The sequence below is a fragment of the Amycolatopsis sp. NPDC058340 genome (genome assembly GCF_042723975.1).
GTDB lineage: Bacteria > Actinomycetota > Actinomycetes > Mycobacteriales > Pseudonocardiaceae > Amycolatopsis.
On the sequence record NZ_JBHXIB010000005.1, the window covers coordinates 132,506 to 153,925 of the forward strand.

The 21,420-nt window shown below is 69.8% G+C and carries 27 protein-coding genes and 1 tRNA gene; 9 read left to right on the forward strand and 19 right to left on the reverse strand.

Annotated features, from left to right (window positions below; genetic code table 11):
* Nucleotides 1–15 precede the first annotated feature (15 nt).
* Nucleotides 16–1,077, reverse strand: a complete 1,062-nt coding sequence (locus ACFWIW_RS08830) for an NAD-dependent epimerase/dehydratase family protein (RefSeq protein WP_378367886.1) — start codon at nt 1,075–1,077, stop codon at nt 16–18.
* A 122-nt stretch (nt 1,078–1,199) separates the two neighbouring features.
* Here ACFWIW_RS08830 and ACFWIW_RS08835 point away from each other — a divergent pair, with 122 nt between their 5' ends.
* Complete coding sequence (locus tag ACFWIW_RS08835) at nt 1,200–1,700, forward strand: molybdenum cofactor biosynthesis protein B (RefSeq protein ID WP_005155592.1); 501 nt, start codon at nt 1,200–1,202, stop codon at nt 1,698–1,700.
* Between the two features lie 30 nt (nt 1,701–1,730).
* Here ACFWIW_RS08835 and ACFWIW_RS08840 read toward each other — a convergent pair whose 3' ends face one another.
* Nucleotides 1,731–2,009, reverse strand: a complete 279-nt coding sequence (locus ACFWIW_RS08840; protein ID WP_240599621.1) for a hypothetical protein — start codon at nt 2,007–2,009, stop codon at nt 1,731–1,733.
* Between the two features lie 55 nt (nt 2,010–2,064).
* On the opposite strand from ACFWIW_RS08840, the gene ACFWIW_RS08845 reads away from it, so the two are divergent.
* Complete coding sequence (locus ACFWIW_RS08845; RefSeq protein ID WP_240599622.1) at nt 2,065–2,238, forward strand: hypothetical protein; 174 nt, start codon at nt 2,065–2,067, stop codon at nt 2,236–2,238.
* 9 nt (nt 2,239–2,247) lie between these two features.
* On the opposite strand, the gene mscL is transcribed toward ACFWIW_RS08845, so the two are convergent.
* From mscL to ACFWIW_RS08860, 3 genes are all read right to left on the reverse strand, one after another.
* Entirely contained in the window at nt 2,248–2,652 is a 405-nt protein-coding gene (gene mscL / locus ACFWIW_RS08850) for a large-conductance mechanosensitive channel protein MscL (RefSeq protein ID WP_240599623.1), read from the reverse strand.
* 93 nt (nt 2,653–2,745) lie between these two features.
* Nucleotides 2,746–3,387, reverse strand: coding sequence for an SAF domain-containing protein (locus ACFWIW_RS08855; RefSeq protein ID WP_378367887.1), 642 nt, complete (start codon nt 3,385–3,387; stop codon nt 2,746–2,748).
* 115 nt (nt 3,388–3,502) lie between these two features.
* On the reverse strand, nt 3,503–3,814 hold the full coding sequence (locus ACFWIW_RS08860; RefSeq protein WP_240599625.1) for an FmdB family zinc ribbon protein: 312 nt from the start codon (nt 3,812–3,814) through the stop codon (nt 3,503–3,505).
* Nucleotides 3,815–3,979: 165 nt separating this feature from the next.
* Between ACFWIW_RS08860 and ACFWIW_RS08865 the strand changes: the two genes are divergently transcribed.
* The 3 genes from ACFWIW_RS08865 to ACFWIW_RS08875 are packed head-to-tail and all read left to right on the forward strand — an operon-like array spanning nt 3,980 to nt 6,408.
* Entirely contained in the window at nt 3,980–4,615 is a 636-nt protein-coding gene (locus ACFWIW_RS08865) for a class I SAM-dependent methyltransferase (protein WP_378367888.1), read from the forward strand.
* Nucleotides 4,608–5,990 carry a pyridoxal phosphate-dependent decarboxylase family protein gene (locus tag ACFWIW_RS08870; RefSeq protein WP_378367889.1) on the forward strand — a complete coding sequence of 461 codons (1,383 nt, stop codon included), beginning with the start codon at nt 4,608–4,610 and terminating at the stop codon, nt 5,988–5,990. Before ACFWIW_RS08865 ends, ACFWIW_RS08870 begins: the two co-directional genes overlap by 8 nt.
* Nucleotides 5,991–6,000: 10 nt before the next feature.
* Nucleotides 6,001–6,408, forward strand: a complete 408-nt coding sequence (locus tag ACFWIW_RS08875; RefSeq protein ID WP_240599630.1) for a VOC family protein — start codon at nt 6,001–6,003, stop codon at nt 6,406–6,408.
* A gap of 2 nt (nt 6,409–6,410) precedes the next feature.
* Here the strand turns inward: ACFWIW_RS08875 and ACFWIW_RS08880 are convergent, their stop codons facing one another.
* Complete coding sequence (locus tag ACFWIW_RS08880; protein ID WP_378367890.1) at nt 6,411–6,968, reverse strand: helix-turn-helix domain-containing protein; 558 nt, start codon at nt 6,966–6,968, stop codon at nt 6,411–6,413.
* A gap of 77 nt (nt 6,969–7,045) precedes the next feature.
* Here ACFWIW_RS08880 and ACFWIW_RS08885 point away from each other — a divergent pair, with 77 nt between their 5' ends.
* From ACFWIW_RS08885 to ACFWIW_RS08900, 4 genes are read left to right on the forward strand one after another with little or no spacing between them, the layout of a single operon-like run.
* On the forward strand, nt 7,046–8,182 hold the full coding sequence (locus ACFWIW_RS08885; protein WP_378367891.1) for an MFS transporter: 1,137 nt from the start codon (nt 7,046–7,048) through the stop codon (nt 8,180–8,182).
* Between the two features lie 9 nt (nt 8,183–8,191).
* Nucleotides 8,192–8,353, forward strand: coding sequence for a CopG family transcriptional regulator (locus tag ACFWIW_RS08890; RefSeq protein WP_378367892.1), 162 nt, complete (start codon nt 8,192–8,194; stop codon nt 8,351–8,353).
* Nucleotides 8,350–8,697, forward strand: coding sequence for a VOC family protein (locus ACFWIW_RS08895; RefSeq protein WP_378367893.1), 348 nt, complete (start codon nt 8,350–8,352; stop codon nt 8,695–8,697). The genes ACFWIW_RS08890 and ACFWIW_RS08895 overlap by 4 nt, the downstream gene beginning before the upstream one ends.
* Entirely contained in the window at nt 8,694–9,947 is a 1,254-nt protein-coding gene (locus ACFWIW_RS08900) for an MFS transporter (protein WP_378367894.1), read from the forward strand. Before ACFWIW_RS08895 ends, ACFWIW_RS08900 begins: the two co-directional genes overlap by 4 nt.
* On the opposite strand, the gene ACFWIW_RS08905 is transcribed toward ACFWIW_RS08900, so the two are convergent.
* The 13 genes from ACFWIW_RS08905 to glp all read right to left on the reverse strand — a co-directional run bounded on the left by ACFWIW_RS08905 (nt 9,923) and on the right by glp (nt 21,409).
* On the reverse strand, nt 9,923–10,918 hold the full coding sequence (locus tag ACFWIW_RS08905; RefSeq protein WP_378367895.1) for a teichoic acid biosynthesis protein C: 996 nt from the start codon (nt 10,916–10,918) through the stop codon (nt 9,923–9,925). The genes ACFWIW_RS08900 and ACFWIW_RS08905 overlap by 25 nt on opposite strands.
* Nucleotides 10,919–10,993: 75 nt before the next feature.
* Nucleotides 10,994–12,106, reverse strand: a complete 1,113-nt coding sequence (locus ACFWIW_RS08910; RefSeq protein WP_378367896.1) for a serine hydrolase domain-containing protein — start codon at nt 12,104–12,106, stop codon at nt 10,994–10,996.
* Nucleotides 12,107–12,117: 11 nt separating this feature from the next.
* Entirely contained in the window at nt 12,118–12,879 is a 762-nt protein-coding gene (locus ACFWIW_RS08915) for a hypothetical protein (protein WP_378367897.1), read from the reverse strand.
* Nucleotides 12,876–13,193, reverse strand: a complete 318-nt coding sequence (locus tag ACFWIW_RS08920; protein ID WP_378367898.1) for a WXG100 family type VII secretion target — start codon at nt 13,191–13,193, stop codon at nt 12,876–12,878. The genes ACFWIW_RS08915 and ACFWIW_RS08920 overlap by 4 nt, the downstream gene beginning before the upstream one ends.
* A complete protein-coding gene (locus ACFWIW_RS08925; protein ID WP_378367899.1) occupies nt 13,190–13,537 on the reverse strand; it encodes a YbaB/EbfC family nucleoid-associated protein in 348 nt (115 codons plus the stop codon). The genes ACFWIW_RS08920 and ACFWIW_RS08925 overlap by 4 nt, the downstream gene beginning before the upstream one ends.
* A 35-nt stretch (nt 13,538–13,572) precedes the next feature.
* A complete protein-coding gene (locus ACFWIW_RS08930; RefSeq protein ID WP_378367900.1) occupies nt 13,573–14,280 on the reverse strand; it encodes an ESX secretion-associated protein EspG in 708 nt (235 codons plus the stop codon).
* Nucleotides 14,277–14,603 (reverse strand): hypothetical protein, encoded by a 327-nt coding sequence (locus ACFWIW_RS08935; RefSeq protein WP_378367901.1) that lies wholly within the window; start codon nt 14,601–14,603, stop codon nt 14,277–14,279. The genes ACFWIW_RS08930 and ACFWIW_RS08935 overlap by 4 nt, the downstream gene beginning before the upstream one ends.
* The gene (locus tag ACFWIW_RS08940; RefSeq protein WP_378367902.1) at nt 14,600–15,631 is read right to left on the reverse strand and encodes a hypothetical protein; all 1,032 of its coding nucleotides are present in this window, start codon (nt 15,629–15,631) and stop codon (nt 14,600–14,602) included. The genes ACFWIW_RS08935 and ACFWIW_RS08940 overlap by 4 nt, the downstream gene beginning before the upstream one ends.
* Nucleotides 15,632–15,753: 122 nt before the next feature.
* Nucleotides 15,754–18,075: a helix-turn-helix domain-containing protein gene (locus ACFWIW_RS08945; RefSeq protein WP_378367903.1), complete on the reverse strand. Its 2,322-nt coding sequence runs from the start codon at nt 18,073–18,075 to the stop codon at nt 15,754–15,756.
* Nucleotides 18,076–18,345: 270 nt separating this feature from the next.
* Nucleotides 18,346–18,418 (reverse strand) — tRNA-Ala (locus ACFWIW_RS08950).
* 71 nt (nt 18,419–18,489) lie between these two features.
* Nucleotides 18,490–19,305, reverse strand: a complete 816-nt coding sequence (gene glpR / locus ACFWIW_RS08955) for a gephyrin-like molybdotransferase receptor GlpR (protein WP_378367904.1) — start codon at nt 19,303–19,305, stop codon at nt 18,490–18,492.
* 161 nt (nt 19,306–19,466) lie between these two features.
* Entirely contained in the window at nt 19,467–20,138 is a 672-nt protein-coding gene (locus ACFWIW_RS08960) for a GNAT family N-acetyltransferase (RefSeq protein ID WP_016337357.1), read from the reverse strand.
* Nucleotides 20,138–21,409 carry a gephyrin-like molybdotransferase Glp gene (gene glp / locus ACFWIW_RS08965; protein WP_063273172.1) on the reverse strand — a complete coding sequence of 424 codons (1,272 nt, stop codon included), beginning with the start codon at nt 21,407–21,409 and terminating at the stop codon, nt 20,138–20,140. The genes ACFWIW_RS08960 and glp overlap by 1 nt, the downstream gene beginning before the upstream one ends.
* Nucleotides 21,410–21,420: the final 11 nt, after the last annotated feature.

The window sequence follows — 21,420 nt, forward strand, 5'->3', positions numbered from 1 at the left end:
GGTCTGTTCCCGGTTTCAGGAACCGACCGGTTCCCGCAGCTCAGCGGTGGCGAAACCGGCGACGCCTTCGGCGAAACCCGTTCGCGCGGCGAAGCCGAGCAGCCGCCGGGCGCGGGCGGGATCCGCGACGACGTGCCGGACGTCGGCGGGCCGGGCACCCCCGGCGATCTTCGGAGCCGGTCCGCCGCAGGCCTTCGCGAGTTCCTCGGCGAGCTCGCCTACGGAGTGAGGCTGCCCGGAACAGATGTTCAGCGGCGTCAGGTCGCCTTCGGGGCCGTCGGTGCTCAACGCCAGGACGTTCGCCCTCGCCACGTCGTGGACATGCACGAAGTCGCGCCGCTGTTTCCCGTCTTCCAGCACGATCGGCGCCTCGCCGCGGAGGAGCGAGGAACGGAACAGCGACGCGACACCCGCGTACGGGGTGTTCTGCGGCATCCGCGGCCCGTAGACGTTGTGATAGCGCAGGGCCCAGACCGTTCCGCCGGTCTGCCGGGCCCACGCCGCCGCCAGATGTTCCTGTGCGAGCTTGGTGGCCGCGTAGGTGCTCCGCGGCCGCAACGGCGCGTCTTCGGGGACCAGCCGCCAGCCGAGCTCGGCACCGCAAGCCGCGCACGTGGGCTCGAAACGGCCGGCATCCACATCGGACTGTTCCCGCGGCGACGGCGGGACGATCCCGTGGACAGGGCATTCGTAGCGGCCTTCGCCGTAGACGACCATCGACGAGGCGAGCACCAGCTTCCGGACCTTCGCCCGGTGCATCGCCGCGAGCAGCACAGCGGTCCCGTAGTCGTTGTTCAGCGCGTACGACGGCGCGTCGGACGGATCGACACCGTGCCCCACGACGGCCGCCTGATGGCAGACCGCGTCGACACCGTCCAGCAGTTCCGCGACCAGCTCCGTGTCGGTGACGTCGCCACGCAGGAACCGGTGGCGGCCGGTGTACGCGGGCGGGCGCGGCGAACCGTGCGCGGTGCCGAGGAGGTTGTCGAGGACGACCACCTCATGGCCTTGATCGGACAGCAGATCGGCGACGTGGGAGCCGATGAACCCGGCTCCTCCGGTTATCAGTGTTCGCACGGTCTCGACGCTAGGGGCGTTCTTCGCCCGCGGCGCCCGATCTCCGGCTCACGTCAGGGAATCGTCACAACTACGCGGCACCGCCGGAGCGAAGATCAGCCGAAACCGGATACGGTGTGCCTATGGAACGGAGCGCACAACGGCTGGGCCGCGCACTGGTGGTCATCGTGGACGATCGCGTCGCCCACGGCGAACACGAGGACAACACGGGACCGCTGGTCACGGAGCTGCTCGAAGAGGCCGGGTTCATCGTCGACGGCGTCGTCGTGGTCGAGGCCGAGACGGCCGCGATCCGCAACGCGCTCAACACCGCGGTGATCGGCGGCGCCGACCTGGTGATCACCGTCGGCGGCACCGGGGTCTCCCCGCGCGACCGCACGCCCGACGCGACGGCCGGTGTGCTCGACCGCCCGATCCCGGGTATCGGTGAGGCACTGCGCGCGTCCGGCCTCGCCGCCGGCGCGGTGGACGCGGGTATCTCCCGCGGGCTCGTCGGCGTCTCCGGCAGCACGCTGGTGGTCAACCTCGCGGGTTCACGCGCGGCCGTCCGCGACGGCATGGCGACGCTCTCGTCGCTGGTGCCGTACGTGATCGACGAGCTGTCCGGGCTCGAAGAGGCCTAGTTCTCCGAGTGGCCCAGTTCTCCGAGTGGCCTAGTTCTTCGGGGCGGGTCCGGGCTCTGTCCCGGGCTCGCCCTTTTTGTCGTGGTGCAACACCCCTTCCACCTTTTCGGTGACGTGGCCGATCTTCTCCTCGAACCGGCCGCCGGTGACCTTGTTCGCCCCGGCCGAAGCCGCCGAGACACCCTTGGCCGCGACGTCGCCCGCCTTCTCGGCCAGCGGCCCGGCCTTCTCGCGGACTTCGCCCGCGACCTCTTCCGCTTTGTGGATGGCCTGGGCGGCCAGCCCCTTCGCTTTGTCGACAATGCTCATGCGCTGATGGTCCCACCGGTCGGCGACCCTCGCGACCGGTGCGAAAATGGACGTCATGCCAGGTGAAGACGAGGACAAACGCTCCGCCGCGGCGGCGAAACGACGGGCCGACGAGATCTTCGGCGACGTCCTGCCGGACACGACCTCCGACGAGCGAGAGCCGGGGCAGCGCACCCCGGACTCCGACTCGTGGTTCCTGGAGAACCGGCCGCCTCATCACGACCGGTGAACCGAGGACTCAGCCCTGGCGGTTCTGCTGCGCGCGCAGCAGGTCACGGATCTCGGTGAGCAGTTCGACGTCGGTCGGCTCCGCCGGGCCGGCCTCCTCACCGCGCTTGCGCCGCTCCTGGACGTGCTTGACCGGCAGCACGATCACGAAGTAGACGACGGCGGCCACGATCACGAAGTTGATCGCCGCGTTGATCACGCCGCCGAAGTCCATGAACGTCGAGTCGTTCGCGCTGAGGATGTTGAATCCCAGCCCCTTGGCGGCGTCCGACCCGCCGATGGCGTTGATCAGCGGTTTGATGAGGCCGTTCGTGAAGGCCGTGACGATCGCGGTGAACGCGGCGCCGATGACCACCGCGACCGCCAGGTCTACGACGTTCCCGCGCATCAGGAAGTCCTTGAAGCCCTTGATCAAGACGCTCTCCTCTTTCACCTGGGACGGTTCGCCGACCGTCCCTTCTCCATACCGGGGGGACGCAGGCGCCCGCCGCCACAGGGCAGGCGCGAGCTAGCGGAGGGTAACCGTTATGGACCGTTCCAGCGAGGTGGCCGCGACTCGTGTCGCGAGCCCGGAAGGCAGGGAAAGCAGCACCAAAGGTCCCTTGCTCCCGGCACCGGGAGCCGTCGGATCACGGGCACCCTGCTCGCCGACGGCGGCCACGACAGCCATGCTGGCCAGCACGGATGCTTCGCGCCCGGCTTCGGCGGCCGCGACGACGTCGACCCGCTGGCCCGGCCTGAGCAGTTCCGTGACCCCGGCGTCGGCGAGCCTCACGGGGACAGTTGAACTTTCGGGATCACCCGATCCGGGGATGGCCGCGTCCAGCAGCCGGACGTCGGTCAGCGGCTCACCGGCCCGCGCCGCGCCGACGAGCAGCCGTCCCTCCACAGAGGCGGGAAGACCGGTGGCGCCCTGTGGACGGACGTCGTCCGGGAGGTCGACGAGTTTGAGGTCGCCCGCGCGCAGCACCGACCCGGCCGGGAGGTCGCGCGCGGAGACCACGGTCGCGGTGCCGGGCGCACCGCGTGCGGACGCGGGCAGGAAGAGCGCGACCAGGCCGCTGAGCAGCAGGGACAGGGCAAGCCAGCGGCGCAGCAGCCGCGCGGGCCTGCCGTGGAGTCTTCGCAGGACGGGCAGATCGTGGAGCACGGGATTCCCCCTCGTCGATCGGTGTCGATCTCGACGTTAGGGGCGGCACCTGGGCCTGGAAAGAACGAAAACCCCCGGCTGTGGATAACCGGGGGCTTGTGGACAACTCGGGACGTCAGGAAGCGGCGGCGGCCGTTTTCGTCGTACCCGTGGAGGAGGATGCCGCGCTCTTGGTCTCCGGCTTGGACTCGGTCTTCGACTCCGACTTCGTCTCGGTCTTGGCCGGGGCCGCGGTCGTGTTGGCCTTCGAGTCGCGCGAATCGTTGCGGTAGAACCCGCTGCCCTTGAAGACCACGCCGACCGAGCTGAAGACCTTGCGAAGCGGGCCCGAGCACTGCGGGCACACGGTCAAGCTCGCGTCGGAGAACGACTGCACGGCCTCGAAAGCGTGGTCGCATTCCTTGCAGGCGTATTGGTAGGTGGGCACTGCTGCTCCTTCGTGCATTGGCACTCAGCCGACAAGAGTGCTAACGCCCTACGGTACCGGGGCATTCCGACGCAGGTCAAACAAGGTTTCCCAAGGTCACATGACGCCCTGGTCACTAAGCTCGGCGATGTCGTGCCACGCCGGAGTGCGGGAAGGGCGGTCACCATGCCGGAAGACGATCCGTTCAGCGGCAGGACCCCGACCAGTCATGAGCGGATGACCGGCCTTCCCTGGGACGCCTCGTATCACGAAGGCCCGGCACCCTGGGATTTCGGCGGGCCCCAGCCCGCGATCGTCCGCGCGGCGGGAAGCTTCACCGGCACGGTGCTCGACGCGGGCTGCGGATCGGGCGAGAACGCGCTCCACCTCGCGTCACGAGGGCTCTCGGTGCTGGGCGTCGACGTCGCCGAAACGGCCCTCGCCATCGCACGGCGAAGGGCGAGCGAACTCGGGCTGGAGGCCGAATTCAGGACGGCCGACGCGCTTCACCTTGAGCGGCTCGGGCGGCGGTTCGGCACCGTGCTCGATTGCGGGCTCTTCCACACCTTCGACGCGGACGAGCGCGTCGCGTACGTCAAGAGCCTCGAAGCGGTCACCGAGGGGACGCTTTACATCCTGTGTTTCCGCGACGGCGAGAACGCCGGGCCGCACCCGGTGAAACGTGAGGCGCTGACAAAGCCCTTCGGGGCAGGATGGCGCGTGAAGACCATCGTGGAGGAGCGCGTCCGGACGAGGTTCCACGACGAAAACGGCGCTCCCGCGTGGTTCGCGACGATCGAAAGAGAGCCGTCGGATGAGTGAACTGCGGGATCTGCTGGCCGACGTCGCCGCCCGTGTCACCCGTTACCGCGAGGGCGTCGCCGACGCCCCTGTCTTCCCGGACGACACGACGGGCGTCCGCGAGAAGCTCGGTGAACTGCCCGAGAAGCCCGTCCCGCCCGCCGACGTGATCCGGCGGCTGGCCGACGCCGTCGAGCCGGCGCTGGTGGCGAACACCGGACCGAGGTACTTCGGTTTCGTCACCGGTGGCGCGCTCGACGCCGCGACCGCGGCCGACATGCTGGCGACCGGCTGGGATCAGCCGGCGTTCAACAAGATCACCTCGCCCGCCGCCGCGATCGTCGAGGAGGTGGCGGGCGAATGGCTCAAGGACGTCCTCGGCTTGCCGTCCGGTGCCTCCTTCGGTTTCGTGACCGGCGGGCAGGGCGCGAACACGGTCGGCCTCGCCGCCGCCCGGCATCACGTTCTCGCGCGGGCCGGATGGGACGTCGAGCGCCGCGGGCTGCACGGGGCGCCGCCGCTGCCGGTCGTCGCCGGCGAAGAGCGGCACGCGACGATCGACCGGTCCCTCCGCTTGCTCGGCCTTGGCACCGACGCCGTCCGGCCGGTCCGCGCGGACGGCCAGGGCGCCATCGACATCGCCGATCTCGAACGGAAGCTCGACGGGCCCGCAATCGTTTGCCTCCAGGCCGGGAACGTGAACACCGGCGCGTTCGACGATTTCGCCGCCGCGACGGAGATCGCCCACCGCCATGGAGCGTGGGTGCACGTCGACGGCGCGTTCGGGCTCTGGGCTGCCGCCGCGCCCTCGCTCGAACGGCTGACCGCGGGGCTGGAGAAGGCCGACTCCTGGGCGGTCGACGGGCACAAGTGGCTCAACGTCCCCTACGACTGCGGTTACGCCTTCTGCGCTCATCCCGAGTCGCACCGGGCCGCGATGGCGCTCACCGCCGCGTACCTGACCGGCCAGGGAGAGGGCGGGGTGAGGGCGCCGAGCGACTTCGTGCCGGAATCCTCCCGCCGGGCCCGAGGATTCGCGACGTGGGCGGCGCTCAGCGAGCTCGGTCGCGAGGGGATCGCCGAGATGATCGAGCGGTGCTGCGCGCTGGCCAGAAGGTTCGCCGAAAAGCTCGAAGCGTGCGAAGGCGTCTCCGTCGTGAACGACGTGGTGCTGAACCAGGTCCTCGTCGGCTTCGGCGACGAAACCGACCGGGTCGTCGAGGCCCTTCAACGTTCCGGCGAGTGCTGGATGGGGGCGACCACTTGGCACGGTATGCGGCTGATGCGCATCTCCGTGTCCAACTGGAGCACCACCGAGGCGGACGTCGATCGCAGTGTCGAAGCCATCCGGAGAGCGATCAGGAATCGAGAAGCGTCGCGAACCGGTCTCACCTAGCGTGACCGTCATGGACATCGCCATTCACGGGAGCTTCCTCCCGCAGACCGACCCCGAAGCCGCACTGGCCTTTTATCGCGACCTTCTCGGCTTCGAGGTGCGCAACGACGTCGGCTACGACGGCATGCGCTGGCTCACCGTCGGCCCGCCGGGGCAGCCGGTGTCGATCGTGCTGCACCCGCCCGCCGTCGACCCGGGGATCACCGAGGACGAACGCCGGGTGATCAACGAGATGATGGCCAAGGGCACGTACGCGGGGATCCTGTTCTCCTCCGACGACCTCGACGGCCTCTTCAAGCACCTTCAGGAGGCGGGCGCCGAGATCATCCAGGAGCCCACCGATCAGCCGTACGGCCTGCGTGACGGCGCCGTCCGCGACCCGTCCGGGAACCTGATCCGTATCCAGCAGCGCGTCTGACGTCATCGGGTGCGGGCGCGGACGTGGATCCGCTCGCCCTGTTCGCCGAAGAGGCTGAGCACCTCGACCCGCCCGCGGCCGGTGGCACCGAACCAATGCGGCGTCCGGCAGTCGAATTCGGCGGCCTCGCCGGGACCGAGCACGACGTCCTGGTCGCCGAGCACGAGCCGGAGCCTGCCTCGCAACACGTAGAGCCATTCGCGGCCGGAGTGCGTCCTGGTGCGGGGCTCGTCGTCGCTCGCCGGGATCGTCATCTTGTAGGCGCGAGGCCCGTCCTCGTGCCGGGTCAGCGGGATGAGCACCCGGCCGTCCGAAGGCGCTTCGAGCACTCTCGGTGAGGCGACGATCTCGTCGACGCGCAGGCCCAGCGCGGCGATCACCGGCAGCAGCAGTTCGAGGCTCGGCTTGCGCTGCCCGGATTCGAGCCGGGACAGGGTGCTGGTGGAGATGCCGGTGGCGCGGCTGAGCTCCACCAGTGTCGTGCCTTTCTTCTCCCTGGCGCGGCGCAGACGGGGCGCGATCAGTTCGATCGCCGCGGTGACGGCGGGCTGGCTCTCCATGTCACCAGCACAGCAGCTCGTCCCGGTTCCGGCAAAGTTCTTTGCCGAAACAGCCAGAAGTTCCCGATGCTGGCGCCATGATCGAGTCGAAACGCCTTCCCGCCGGGGTCTACCTCCTCGCCTTCAGCCTGTTCGCGATGGGGAGCGCCGAGTTCCTGATGGCCGGGGTCCTGCCCGCGGCCGCCGCCGATCTCGGCGTCTCCCTGTCTTCCGCGGGCGCGCTCATCACCGCGTTCGCCCTCGGTGTCGTCCTTGGCGGTCCGCCGTTCGCCGTGCTGAGCTTGAAGTGGCCGCGGCGTACGGCGTTGATGACCACGCAGGCCGTCTTCGCCGCCGCCATCGCCGTCGGCCTGCTCGCCGACGACTACTGGATCCTCCTGATCACCAGATTCGTCGCCGGTCTCGCCTACGCCGGGTTCTTCGCGGTCGCCGCCGTGACGGCGATCAGCCTGGTGACCCCCGACCGCAACGCCCGCGCCTCCGGCGTCGTCGTCGCCGGGCTCAGTGTCGCCATGGTGGCCGGGGGACCGGTGGGCACCCTGCTGAGCAACCTCACGGATTGGACCGGCGGCTTCTGGGGTGTCGTGACGCTGACCGCCGTGGGCGTGATCGCGTCCGCCGTCGGCTTGCCCGCCACCGCGGCGTCCGCGGAAGCCGGCCTTTCGGGGGAGCTGCGCGCCATGCGGACGCCGCGCCTCTGGGGCGTCTACGCGATCACCATCCTGAGCACCGCGGCGTACATGGTGTCCTTCAACTACCTGGCGGCGATGCTCGCGGACGTCGTTCCCGCGGTCTGGATCCCCGCGGTCCTCGCGCTGTTCGGGATCGGCGCCTTCGCCGGACTGTCGATCGGCGGCCGGATCTCCGACCGTCGCCCGCACCACGCCCTGCTCGGCGGCGGCGCCGGCATCGCGGTCTTCTCGGCGATCCTCGCGTTGTTCGCCACATCCGTCTGGGTCGTCGTGCCGACGGTGTTCTTGCTGGGCGTCGCGGCCTTCGTGCTCAATCCGGCGCTGTACGGGCGGGTCTTCACGATCGCCGCTTCCGCCCCGACCCTCGCGGGCGCGACCACGGTCTCGGCCTTTCAGCTGGGCATCAGCCTCACCCCGGCCTTCGCCGCCGGGGCGTTGAATCTGGGGGCTTCGCTGGCCGCCATCCCGTGGATCGGCGCGGGTCTGGCGCTGGTCACGGTGGCGCTCGTGCTCGTTTGCTAGCATGCGAGCATGGCTCAGGTCGAGAAACGGCAATTCAACGTCTATCTGCCGCCCGGCCTCATCAAGCGGGTGAAGCACGCGTCCGTCGACGCCGACGAGTCGCTTTCGTCGTTCGTCGAACGGGTGCTGGAGGAGTACCTGCTGCGGACCAGTGAGGAACGCGAGCGATGAAGATCATGCCGATCCGCTACAGCGCGGACGTCGAGGCCATGACGCGGTTCTACGAAGTGCTCGGCCTGCGCGTCGGGCCGGTGTCGCGACCCGGCGGCTGGGTCGAGATGCCCGCCGAGGCCGGGATGCTGGCCGTCCATCGGTCGTCCGGCGAAGACGTTGGCCGCTGCGAGCTGGCCTTCGAAGTCGACGAACCACTGGAGGACGTGGCGGAACGTCTGCGGGCGGCCGGCTTCGAGCCGGGCCCGCCGATGGACGAGGGCTTCGGCCACTCGTTGCGAGTCCAGGATCCCGACGGGGTCTGGGTGCAACTCAACCTGTACGACCGAGACCTCTACACGTGACGGGAGTCCGGCTGGCGGTCGGCATCGTCGCGCTCGAATTCGCGGCCGCCGTCACCGGTTTCGTCGCTTCCACCCTGCTGCCCGTCGTCGCCGGCGATCTCGACGCGAGGAACGACCTCGGACTCCTGATCGCCGGCTCGACGCTGGGCCTGTTCGTCGCGCTTCCCTTGGCGAGCAGGGTTCTCGGCAGGCTTGGGCCGCGCGGCACGCTCGCCGCCGGGATGATCGCCTACCTCGGCGGGCTCGCTCTGGCCGCGTCGGCTCGGGCGGCGTGGATGTTCGCCCTCGGCCAGTTCTTCGCCGGGTTCGCCAGCGGTCTCCTGGCGATTTTCGGTGTCAGCTCGGCGATCCGGCATCTCGGCGACCGGCTGCGGATCCGCGTGATCGCGGCGTCTTCGGCGATGTGGATCGTGCCCGCCCTGGTCGGACTGGCCGCGACCCTCGGCCTGGAACATCTCGTCGGCTGGCGGTGGACCCTGCTGCTTCCGGTGCCGTTCGTCCTTTTCGGACGGTTGCTGGTCGTGCGTGCCGCCCGCGGCGACGCTCCCGATGCCGCTTCACGGCCCTTGCCGAGGACGCTCTCGGTGCCGCTGGGAGCGGCGGTCGTGGTGTTCGGCGCGGGCTTCTGGCCGCTCGCGCTCGCCGGAGCGGCGATCACCGTCATCGGGATGGTCGCGATCCTGCCGCCGGGCACCGCGCGGCTCCGGCCGGGAACCCCCGCCGCGCTCGGCGCGATGGTGCTGTTCGCGATCGGCTATTTCGGCGCGGACAGCCTGATCACCGTGCTACTGACGAGCGGTTTCCAGGTGAGTCTCGGGCAGGCGGCGATCGTCCTGAGCGCCGCCCCGCTGGGCTGGGCGGTGACCAGCCTCGTGGCGGCCAAGTTCGCCTCCGCGCACTTTCCCGTCGTGGGCCTGAGCCTGACCGCCCTCGGCACCGCGGCCGTGGCGTTCGGCGGTTCGTTCGCCACGGCCCTCGTCGCCTGGGCCGTCGCCGGAATCGGTGTCGGGCTCGCTTACCCCGGCCTGTATCTCAGAGCCACGACGGCGGACGCGAGCGGAATCACCGCCGCGGAACTCGCGACCGCCGTCATCACCGCGGAATGCGTCGGGCAACTGCTGGGACGGGCCGTCGGCGGCGCCTTGAGCTCGTCCGGCACCGGCTTGTCGGCCTCGTACGGGCTTTTCGCGGCCGCACTGGCGGCGGCCGCGTTCGCCGCGACCCGTCAGTCGATGAGAACGTTCTTGTAGAACAGGTTCGCGTAGCGGTTGATGTTGTCCATGCTGCTGCGCGACCCGAAACCCATGTACAGCCGGGTTTCCCCGGCCAGGCTCCGGTAGATCCCGAGCCCCTCCGGCTCGCGGAACACCAGCGACTGCCCCGCCTTGGTCAGCGCGCGGCTCTTCACCGTGCCGGTGTTCATGTCGATGCAGGTGACGTAGGAGTTGATGTCGGCGGGGTCCGCGTGTCCCGTACCGTCCAATGTGTACAGATACTGGCCGTAGATGGTGTAGCCCTGGAAGGTCACCGGCACGGTGGACAGCGCGGGCTGCGCGAAATGCGCCAGTGGCGAGCTGAAGTTGCCGGCGGCCGCGGAGGCGAGCGGGTAGACGCTGTAGAACATCTTGCCGCCTTCCTTGCGGCGTACCGCGATCCGCTTGTTGATCGGATCGGTGGCGCAGGTGATCGTGTCGCTGCCGGTGAGGAACTTCTTCACCGACGGCGTGCCACCGTTGACGAACTTGAACCGGGCCAGCGCCGTCCCTCGGCCGGTACTCGTTGGCCCGTCCGAGTCGCATTCCATCCAGATGTAGGAGTCGGTGCCCACCGGTTCGACACCGATCGACACCCCGTGCCCGGCGTTGTTCAGATGCATGGAGCCCTGGATCTCGCCGGAGAAGTTGACCTGGGTGACACACAGGTCGTCCCCGGTCCCGCCGTTACGGGCGTTCACGATGAAGATGCGCACGTTCTGGTTGTCGAAGGCGAAACCCTGCATCACGTGATGCGATTCGTGCAGGATCTTGCCGCGGAACTCGTCGTAGGACGGCTTGGTGAGGTCGAAACGCTTGGACGCCGGCACCGCGGCCGAAGCCGGTGCGGCGAACACCGCGCCGGTGCCGAGCAGCGCCGTCGTCGCGGCGAGACCACCGCCGGCGCGCAGCAGCGAACGCCGGGAGAACGGGGCTCGGACGGGTTCCGGGGGCATCTGCTCGGACATGAGCGCTCGCCTTCGTCGAGTTGCGCGGTCCGATCGAAGGTTCTTCACGCTCGTACAAGATTCGTACAAGCCGGCCTACCTCCCCTCGCACAGGGCGGCGTTGGCGACGTCGACGCCGCTCGGATCGGTCGGGAGAATATTCGAGTTGGTCACGACCGAAGCGAACCGGCCGTCGTCGGTGGCCAGCGTGAGCGACGCGTGCCCGGTCGGCAGGGCGCCGTCGTGTCCCCAGGCCACGCCGCCGCACGACAACTGGATGCTGAACTGCCCGAGCCCGTATCCGGCGGGAGCGCCCGGCGTCCACGGCACGACGGTGCGCATCTCCGCGAGGGCCTTCGGCGAGATGACAGTGCCCGAAACGAGCGCACGCCCGAACTTGGCGAGATCCGTCAAGGTGGATTCCATCGCGGCCGACGAACTCCACTTCGAAAGCTCGAACGAAGTCGTCATATCGACCCAGAAGTAGGCGCCACCGAGCTGGAAACCCTGGTAACCGGGCAGGTAGGGACTGGTGAGCGTCCGCTTTCCCGGCGGCGGGAACGAGGTCTCGGTCAGCCCGGCCGGTTCGATGATCCGCTCGGTGATCGCGTCACCGACGTACTTGCCCGTGAGCTTCTCGATCAGCAGGCCGAGCACCAGGTAGCCGACGTTGGAGTAGTGGTAGGCGCCCGGCGCGGAAACCGGCTTGTCGTCCATCGCGGCGCGCACGAGCTCGGCCAGGTCGAACGTGCCGTCCGGCTTGGTCTTCGCGCCGGCGGGGTCGTGGGGGAAGCCCGCCGTGTGGTTGAGCAACCGGCGCACGGTGATGACGCTGCCGTCGTAATTCCCGGTGACGACGCCGGGCAGGTACCTCTCGATGGGAGCGTCGAGTTCGACGAGCCCCTCGTCGAACAACTGGAGCACCGCGGCCGCGGTGAAGGTCTTGGTCTGGCTGGCGATCCGGAAATGGTCTCCCGCCGTGATGGGCCGCTGTCCGGGGGTGGTGGCCGACCCGCTCGACAGGGTCCACGAGCCTTGGCCGTCGCCGGCGTGCACGGCCGCGCCGGGGCCCGCCTTCCGCTGGTAGCGGTCGAGTACGGCTTGCGTGGCGGCGTGATCGCCGGCCTCGGCCGCCGCCGCGGGCACGACCGGCAAGGCGAGCGCGACGGCCAGTGCGACACCGGCGATCCGCTGGGTCTTCGTTCCCATTCTCTTCTCCCTCAGTCTTTTTCGGAGTTCGCGGAGGCGTCACCGATAGCGGTGAGGCCTTTTTCGACGACGTCGAGCACACCGGCGACGCCTTCGAGCAATTTCACGAGGTTTTCGCCGCTGGCGAGCAATTCGCCCAATTTCGCCGCGATCCGGCCGCCGTGTTCGACGGCGATCGCCACGCATTCCGGGATCGCCTCGGCGATACTGGCCCCGAACGTCGCGGGCGCCGCCGCGATGGCCCTGGTCATGATCGGCACGATCTTGCCGACGGCCTCGGTGATCAGGCGGGTGACGATGTCGACGGCCTGCGCCACCACCTCACCGGCCGCGACCATCGCCTTCGCGTTGGTCGCCGCCGACTCCGCGACCGTTTTGATCCCGTCGGCCAGCTTCGTCGCCGTCGCCGCGTAGTCCCGCTTGGCGTTCCCGGACCATTCGCTCGTCTCTTTCTCCGTCGTGGAGCCGTAATCCTCGGCGACGGAGTTCGCGCCCTGCGAGCCCTTGTCGTGCTCCGCGGAGGGAGCCGACACCGACCCCGGCTCGCCGCGAAGCTGCCCGAGCGGCTCTTCGAGGAACGAGATCATCGGCGTCAGGAAGTCGCACCCGGCGCTGCTCAACGCGGACAGCGGGCTCGCCGTCGAGCCGAGCATGTCGAGTGAGACAGCGGGCTCGCCGCCGAGCTCCGCGGACAACCATTCCTTGCCGTCGACGGAATCCCGCGCGACGCGCAGGTTCGCGAGGGCGGTGTTGATCTCCACCGTCGTCGTCATGGGGTGCCTCCGACGCGGTTCAGCCGAGCGGCGTGGTCTTCATCCGTGCTCTGATACAGCTCGGCTGCCCTCCGCATGCCGTCGCCGACTTGGTCCATGACCGACGCGGTGTGGGCGAAGGCGTCCCTCGTCCGGCTCATCGCGGCGCCGATGCCCGCGGTGAAGCATTGCGCGAACGGCCCGAGCGCCGCCGGCGGCATTTCGCCGGGCAGCGCGGCGCCGAGCGACGACAACTGGTCGGCGTGCGCGGCGAGCCGTCCCGCGTGCCGGCGCAACTGGCCGGGATCGACGGTGTAGGACCGTTCCGCGGTCATCGCACGACCTCCGGCGAGAGGTGCCGGGTGAGCTGGGTGAGTGCCGGGCCGTCGCCGAGATACCCGGCCATCACGTCGGTCATCCGTTCGACGGCGAGACACCGTGCCTCGCGTGCGGTGGTCACGATCAGCGCGGCGAGCGCGTCGGCTTCGAGTTTGCGCGCGGCGGGCGTCAACGCGACATCTTCGAGCACGCCCCCCGCGTTGACCGAGATCGTGACCTCACCCCGAGGCGAACGTGCCGTCGCTCCCGCTTGTTCGAGACTCTCCCGAGCCCGTCGCGCGCCGTCCGCGGCGCGTTCGAGCCGGCCTCGGTAGTCGGCGAGCCATTGTGCCGGCTCCATGGTGTTCCCCTTTCCTTGTTCGATGGAACGCGCCGTCACTCGACGGCCAGTGCCACCGATTCGCGTAGCGCGTGAACGAGTTCGTTGTGCCGCAACGGGTTGACGCTCACCCAGCCGCGGTCGTCGTGGTCGATCCGGACTCTTCCCGAAGGAGCGTCCAGCCAGGAAAGTTCGAGCGGCCGCTTCTCGGCGCCCGATCTGCGCACGACACCGAGCTGGCCGCGGCCTGTCACCGAAGGCAGCACGGTGGCGAGCGCTTCGACGGCCGGGTCGTCACCGGCGGCCCCCGGCGGCAAGGTGATCGGCAGGGTCGGCGCGGCGGGCACCTCGGGGAGGAGCCCGGCGAACGTGTCGGCAAGTGCGTCGTACGCGACCCTCGCGACGGTCACCGGACTCGGTGTGCCACCCAGTGACTGTCCACACAGGACCGCTCGGTCCCCGTGGATCATGGCCGCGAACCCCGTCAAGCTTCCCTTGTGTGCCAGCACCAGATCGACCGAGCCGTGGTACCCGCGCAGTGCGGCGACCAGAGCCGCCGCCGGTCCGGCCGGCCCCTCCTCCGTGGCGAGGCCACGCGCGGCCAGCGAACCGCCCGCGGCACGGAGCGATACGTCGCGTTCGCCAGCGATCCGGCCGAACGACGGAATCCGCAACGGAAACGGCAGCGGTACCCCCGCGTGGGTCGCGAGCAGATCCAGTTCCACGAGCTCGAAACGGCTGCCGTGCCCGTCGAGCGGCGTCATGACGCCCGCCCCCTGAGGTCGTCGACGGATCGCTCTTCCTGTTCTCGGTATTCGCGTTTGGCGGACGCGAGCAGCTGCTGGTATTCCCTGACTTCGCGTTCCGCGGCCTTGACCTCGCCCGCGAGCCCGGAGCCGCCTGCGGCCTCCCGCAAGCGGTTCGCCAGATGCGCGGCGGGCGGCGCGGTTCCCAGCATCGGCAGCCGTTCCGCGAGCCTGCTCGCGGTGGCGACCAGATCGGCGGTGAGATCGCCGAGATCGGCCAGCGTCGTGATACGCGCGTCGAGCAGTTCCAGCTCGACTTCGATTCCCCGCCCCGCGCTCATCGCCACTCCCGCTGGGGAAGACCGATGACCGCCTCACTGGCGGGTTCCGCGAGGGGGAACAGCGCGTGGTCGATCGTGGGCAGCTGGTTCGTGTGGTCGTCCTCGTCGGACCGGCCGTGCGTGCCCGCGCCGGGCGAAGCCAGCTGGCCCACGGAGGTGGCGCGGGTCGCGGCCGGTTCGGCGGGCGCCTGCGCCGCCATCGCGCCGGGTCCGGCCGGTAGTGCCGCCGCTCCAACTCGCACACCGTTCGCGAGGGGGGTCACGAAGGCGCCAGGCCCCGCGGCGACGCCGGCGCCGACGGCCGCTCCGGACGCCGGGCTGTGTCCAAACCCGCCGGACCCGGTGAGACTCTGCCACGAAGACCCGCTCGGGGCGGTGCCTTCCGGCAGCGAGGCGCTCGCCGTGGTGTCGCCCGTGCCCGGCACGGTCGACGCGGCCGGGATCGTGCCTCGTGCCTGTCCGATCAGCCTGCCCGAATTCGTCAGGCTGGACTCGTAGGTCCGCATCGTCTGGACGGCACGCTGCTTCCGCAGGTCGGTCGTGCCAGTGTCGGCGTAGTAGCTGAAACCGGCTCCGCCGAAGGTCCAGTCCATGAACATGCTCGTCATCGGTGCGGCCGGGTCGGCCGCCGGGGCGGGCATCGTGGCCCTGGCCCATGCCAGCGCGTCGGCCGCCTGTTGCGCGGCCCGCTCGACGGCGTGGGCGAACTCCGCGATCTTGTCCACCCGCTCGGCGAGTACGAGCAGACGCCGGGCAGCCTCCTCCGCGCCACTGCCCCGCCAGCCGTCCAGCAACGCCGCGCGCTGTTCGCGCAGCACCTCGGCGTGGTTGACCAGGGCCGCCCGATGGCCGGACCACTCCGCGGCGATCGTGCTGACGTCTCTGACGTCGGCGTCCTGCCACAGCATCCGGTGCAGCTCTTCGTGGCTGTAGGCCTCCCAGTTCACCTCGCCCTCCGGCGGTGTGGGCAGTCCGAAGTACACGTCCCACATCCCGGAGATGTCAGCCGGCGCAGTCTCGGTGCTCACCCCGGCGCCCCCCTTCCAACCGACCGCTTGTCGATGCGACCCATGCTGGCGGTGGGCGTGCCGGAGCCGGAAGGTCGAGCGGCGGCCATTTACGGCCGGTGGGGCTGAGCTGCGAAAAGGCCCTAGAGCCGGGCGCGGTAGGCCTTGGCGAGGTGCTGCTGCAGCCGGGCGTGCCGGAACTGGTAGACGGCGCCGGACTGGCGCAGCACCCCTCGCCGGTACGCGTCGTCCAGGAACGCGGTGACGGCCCACGGCAGCTTTCGGAGGAGCGGGAGACGTAAGCGGGCGAAGACCAGCCACTGGCCCCACGCGGTGAAGGTCATCACGTACGCGGAGGCCGTGACGAGCCCCGCGGTGAGTCCGAGCAGGGCACTGACCCTGAACGACTTCACGAGGTGGAAGGACGGCCCCGTGATCTCCTCCAGCGCGGCCGCGGCTCCGAAGGCGCCGACACCGATCGCGATCGCGAACACCGGCGCGAACAACGCGACGACCCGCAGCACGGTCGAGCGGTTCGCCGCGAGCAGGTCGGCGGGACTGGTGGCGGTGGTCAGGTTGGCCGGCACCTCGAGGAGGGTGAGGAGCGCCAGCAGCCCACCACAGGCGGGGCCGAACGCGAGCCCGAAAACGGTGACGTCGACGAGGATCAGGCGGAGGAGACGACCGAGATCGTCGATGACGACGAGATCCGGCGACAATGCCCGCACGAAGACACCGATGACGACGGCCGCCAGCACACCGCCCGCCACCCCCGCCGCGAACCTGACGGCGATCCTCCGCCGGAGCCGGGGACGGCGTGCCCGCCGGTCGAACAGCCGCACCCGCACGCGCGTCGGTTCGAGGTGCCCGGTCTTGCGGACCACCAGGAGCGAATACAGCAGACCGAACGGGACGGCGATCACGGCCCCGCTGGCCAGCCCGTCGACGAGAACGACGGGTAACCGGAACGGCAGCCCGGAAGTGAGCGAATTGAGCGGGCAGAAAACGAACCAGATGAGGAGCGCCGTGGTCAGCCAGGTGGAGGCCGTCACCAGGAGGACGCGCGACCGGCGCGTCAGCGAACCGCCCATCCGCCACCACTCGAGGTCGCCGGTGTCCCGCCGGTCGAGGTCGTCGGCGAGGAAGCCCAGCCAGTGGCGGACCTGCTCGAGGTCCCAGCGCTGCCGGACGTCGCCGGCTTCCCAGACGGTGGGGACGAAGGTGTCGAGCAGATGCTCTTCGAGCGCCTGCGCGGTCGGGAAGCGGCCGGTGTCCAGCAGGCTTGCCGGATCGCGGTCGCGCGAGTCGCTGTAGACCGTACGGGCGAGCCCGATCATGAGTGGGGTTTTCAGGACCGTGGCCAGGTTCGCGGCGGGCGCTTCGGTGTCGCGCAAGGCGGCCAAGACCGGATCCCACGCCGTGGCCGTGTCGCCGGGAGTGAGGCGTCGCGCCGTTCGGGGCAGGTAGCCGGCGAGGTCGTCGACGGTGAGGTCGGTCAGTTCGACGACGGCGGCCGACGTCAGCGGGTGGACATTGGTGACCGCACGCTCGTACTCGTCGAAACGGCTGGTCAGGAACAGCGGTCCGGAGAGGGAGTTGAGCGCTTCGAGCGCCGGCCGGTGCAGGCCCTCGGCGATCTCGTCGAAGCCGTCGAGGACGGGCAGGATGTACCCGGTGTCGACCAGCACGGCCGCCAGTGTCGAGCCGCCGGGTGCTTCGGCGGAGAGGCCGGGGTGGTCCCGCTGGAGCGTTTCGACGAGCCAGGTCCGCAACGGCGTCGTGGTCGGGTCCCACGAACCGATGCCGAAGATCACCGGCACGACGCCGCCGCGACTCCGGACGGCCAGCGCGTCGAGCGCGAAACGCAGCGTCAGCACGGTTTTGCCCGCACCCGCGCGGCCAAGCACCACCAGTTTCCGTGACGGGATGCCGCGGTAGATGTCCGCGATGTCGCCGATCTCGCCCGAGAGGTCGAGCGGTGCGGCGGTCATACCGTGCGGAACGCGGCAGATGTTGTCCCAGTGGTCGGCGAGGTCGGCGGCGGTCCGCCACCGCACGGGCAGGGGGAACGGATCGTGTACGCGGCGCAGCTCTTCCTCGCGCCGTAGCCGGGTGGCGATGATCGTGGCCAGGTGGTCCGCCGCTTCGGACACCTCTTCGGGAACGACGACGAGGGACGGAGCCGGAACCACCGGTGTCACGCCGGTGTCCTTGGACGGCTCCTCGACGGGCTCGTCCGGTTGCCTGCCATCGGCGGCGGCGAGGAGGTCGGCGCGCTCGCGCGGGGTGATGCCGAGAGCGTCGGCGAGCAATGTCACGGTGCCGACGCGCGGGTCGGTGCCCCCGCCGGTTTCCAGACGGCGGATGGTTCGCACCCCGACGCCCGCTCGGGCGGCCAGGTCCTCCTGGGTCAGACCTGCCCGGCGGCGGGCGTCACGGAGGAGAACGCCGAACCGACCGGCCACGGGCGACGTCCCTCCAGATGCGCTGTGCGACGGGTGATCATTCTAGTAGCGGACCGGTCACGAACGGGAGACGGCCAGGCTGGTCAGTGACCTCGCGACAGCCACGGGAATACGCTTTTCCGTATTCGTCGATTCCGGCATGTGCCGTGACGAAATCGGCAAGAAAAGGGCGGCGCCCGACGTGAAACCGGCGAGTTCTTTTCAGCCGTATCGGAGGGTGGGGTGAAACGCAAAAGACCCGCACTCTGCCGAGTGCGGGTCTTTGTCCTGTGGAGCTGAGGGGAATCGAACCCCTGACCTTCTCGATGCGAACGAGACGCGCTACCAACTGCGCTACAGCCCCTGGTGAAGCTTGCCCCTCGTTTGGAGCTCCATGAGCCTATCAGTGGCTCATGGAGCTCCGAAACGCGGGGGTCATTCTCCGGCTGCCCGGCGGAAAGGCCTGGTCCCGGGCTCGTCGAGCTCGTGGAAGGCCGGGTCCTCGTCGTCGAGGTCGACGACGACGGCTTGGCGCCGGAGGCGGGACATCGGGGACGGCTTGCGTTCCACGACGGCAGGGCGTTCGGTGGCGACGACCTCGATGTCCTCACGGGACTCGTGCGCATCGTGGTCTTCGTCGTCGACGAGGGAGCGTCGCGGGGCGCGGGTGTTGTTGAAGCGGGCGAGGCGGCGCTGCCGGATGTCGTTCTCGATGCGGACCTGGCGGCGCAGGTACGCCAGGTAGCCGATGAGGACGGCGTCGACGACACCGTTGGCCCACCAGACCGTCGGGGTCAGGAAGCCGGCGACGGCCGCGGTGGTGACCACCAGCACCAGGAGCGCGATGACGACCCGCTGCCGGAACGCGTACTTGGCGCGCGCGGCGATGTCCGCCGCTTCCGGGTCGAATCCGCCGCGGCCGGGCCGGTAGCCGGCGCCTTGGCGTTCTCTTTCCGGGCGGGCCGTGCGCGAGGGCTGGGGAAGCGGTTCGGCTTCCGGTGCCTCGTCTTCGAGGTCGGCGTCGAGCTCCGCCTCGAGCTCGGCCAGGTCGTCTTCTACCGATGGTTCCGTGTTTTCCGCCATCGCGAACTCCTCCGGTCCCTCGTGGCGTGTGCTCCCGCTCCGCACGACTCGCGCCGCCAAGGCCGAGTCCGTCGTCCGTGCGACCTGCTGGCGCTTGCGGGCGACCATGGGCACGAGAACGACGAGCCATGCCGCTGCGAGCGCGACGATGATCACCGAACTGGGCATCTCCCGTCACCTCCCCCGATCCACTGCTGTAGTCACGCTAGCCACAACAGTCACACACGCCGCGCAGACTCGCCGGTTTCGATCACGGAAAATGCATCACCAAATTAGGTGAATCTCACAGCTTGTGGTAACGCGGTCACTGGAACGGCCCGGTGACGGGGTCAAACGCGCTCCGCGAGGCCCTTCGAGACGAGTCGTGAGACCAGTCCGTCACCGGTTTCCTCCTTGGTGACGGCGTAGCAGAAATGGTCCCGCCAGCCACCCGCGACATCGAGATAGCGCTCGAAAAGGCCCTCTTGCCGGTAGCCCGCTTTGGCGAGAACCCGCAGGCTGGGGGTGTTTTCGGGGCGGACGGTCGCCTCGAGGCGGTGCAGTCCGCCGAAGTCGAAGACGTGGTCGGTGACGAGGGCGACCGCGCCGGTCGCGACGCCGCCGCGGACGATGTCCGATGACACCCAGTAGCCGATCCAGGCGGATCGGAGCGACGCCCGGATGACGTTACCCACAGTGATCTGTCCGGCGAAGCGTCCGTCCACCGTGATGGTGAACGGGAGACATTGACCGCGGCGGGCCAGACCGCGCAGTGCCAGCCACTGGGACGGCCATGACCAATACGCGTTGCGATCCGGCCATGGCCCGACACCGGTCGGTTCCCACATTTCCAGGTGTTCGCGATCGCGCAGCCGGACGCGGCTCCACTCGCCTGCGTCGCGGAGGCGGACCGGCCGGACGGCGAGGATCCCGGCGGGCACCCGGAGCGGGCCCAGCTTCGCGGGCCAGCCCGGATGCCTGCTCTCGATCGGATACGCGACGCCGGAAATCGGTGCGCCCATTACGCCCGCTGGGCCAGGAAGGTCACCTTGACCTGTTCGCCCGCGGCGACCTCGGTGAGGTCTTCGTCGATGTTGATCAGGCAGTTCGCCTCGGCCAGCGACGCGAGCAGATGCGCGCCGGAGGTGCCGAGCGGCTGCACCAGGTACTCGCCGTTGCCCTCGTCGCGCAGCAGTTGCCCGCGCAGGAACCCTTTCCGGCCCTTGGTCGAGGTGATCGGGGAGAGCAGCCGCGCGCCGACGATCCGGCGGTGCGGGTTGCGGGTGCCGCGCGCGGCGCGGATCAGCGGGCGGACCAGCACCTCGAACACGACCAGCGCGCTCATCGGGTTGCCGGGGATCAGGAACGTCGGCACCGAATCGGGACCGAGCCTGCCGAAACCCTGCACGGAGCCGGGGTGCATGGCGACGCGGGTCATGTCGATATGGCCGAGATCGGACAGGGCCGCGTGCACTTCGTCGCCCGCGCTCCCGCCGGCGCCGCCCGCGACGACGACGATCTCCGACATCAGCAGGCGGCCTTCGACGATCTCTCGCAGGCGTTTCGGATCGCCCGGGACGATGCCGACGCGGCTCACCTCGGCGCCCGCGTCCCGCGCGGCCGCGGACAGCGCGTAGGAGTTGACGTCGTAGACCTGCCCGACCGACGGGGTGCGGTCGATGTCGACCAGCTCGTCGCCGACGGAAACGATCGAAACCCGGGGCCGCGGGTAGACCAGGACCTTCGCGCGGCCGACCGCGGCGAGCAGGCCGACCTGGGCCGAGCCGATGGTGTCGCCCTTGCGCACGGCGACGTCGCCGATCTGCACGTCTTCACCGGTCCGGCGCACGTAACCCGCCGACGGCACCGACCGGTGCACGGTGACCTTGGCCTGGTGGCCGTCGGTGTAGGCGGTCGGGACGACGGCGTCGGCGAGCGTCGGTAGCGGCGCGCCGGTGTCGACCCGCACGGCCTGTCCCGGCTGCAACCGCCGCGGCTGGCGGGAACCGGCGGCGATCTCACCGACCACCGGCAACTGCACCGGCTCCTGGCCGGCGGAGCGGACGTCGACGCTTCGTACCGCGTAACCGTCGACGGCGGCCTGGTCGAAACCGGGCAGCGCGTGCTCGGCGACGACCTCTTCGGCGCACAGGAGGCCCTGGGCCTCGGAGATGGCGACCCGGACCGGTCGCGGGCGTACCGCCGCGTCCAGCGTCAGGGAGATCTGATCCTCGACGGAACGGAACTGTCCCGCGTCTTCGGTCTCGGCCGCTTCGGCGATGGGTTCCGTCATGACTGGGGGAT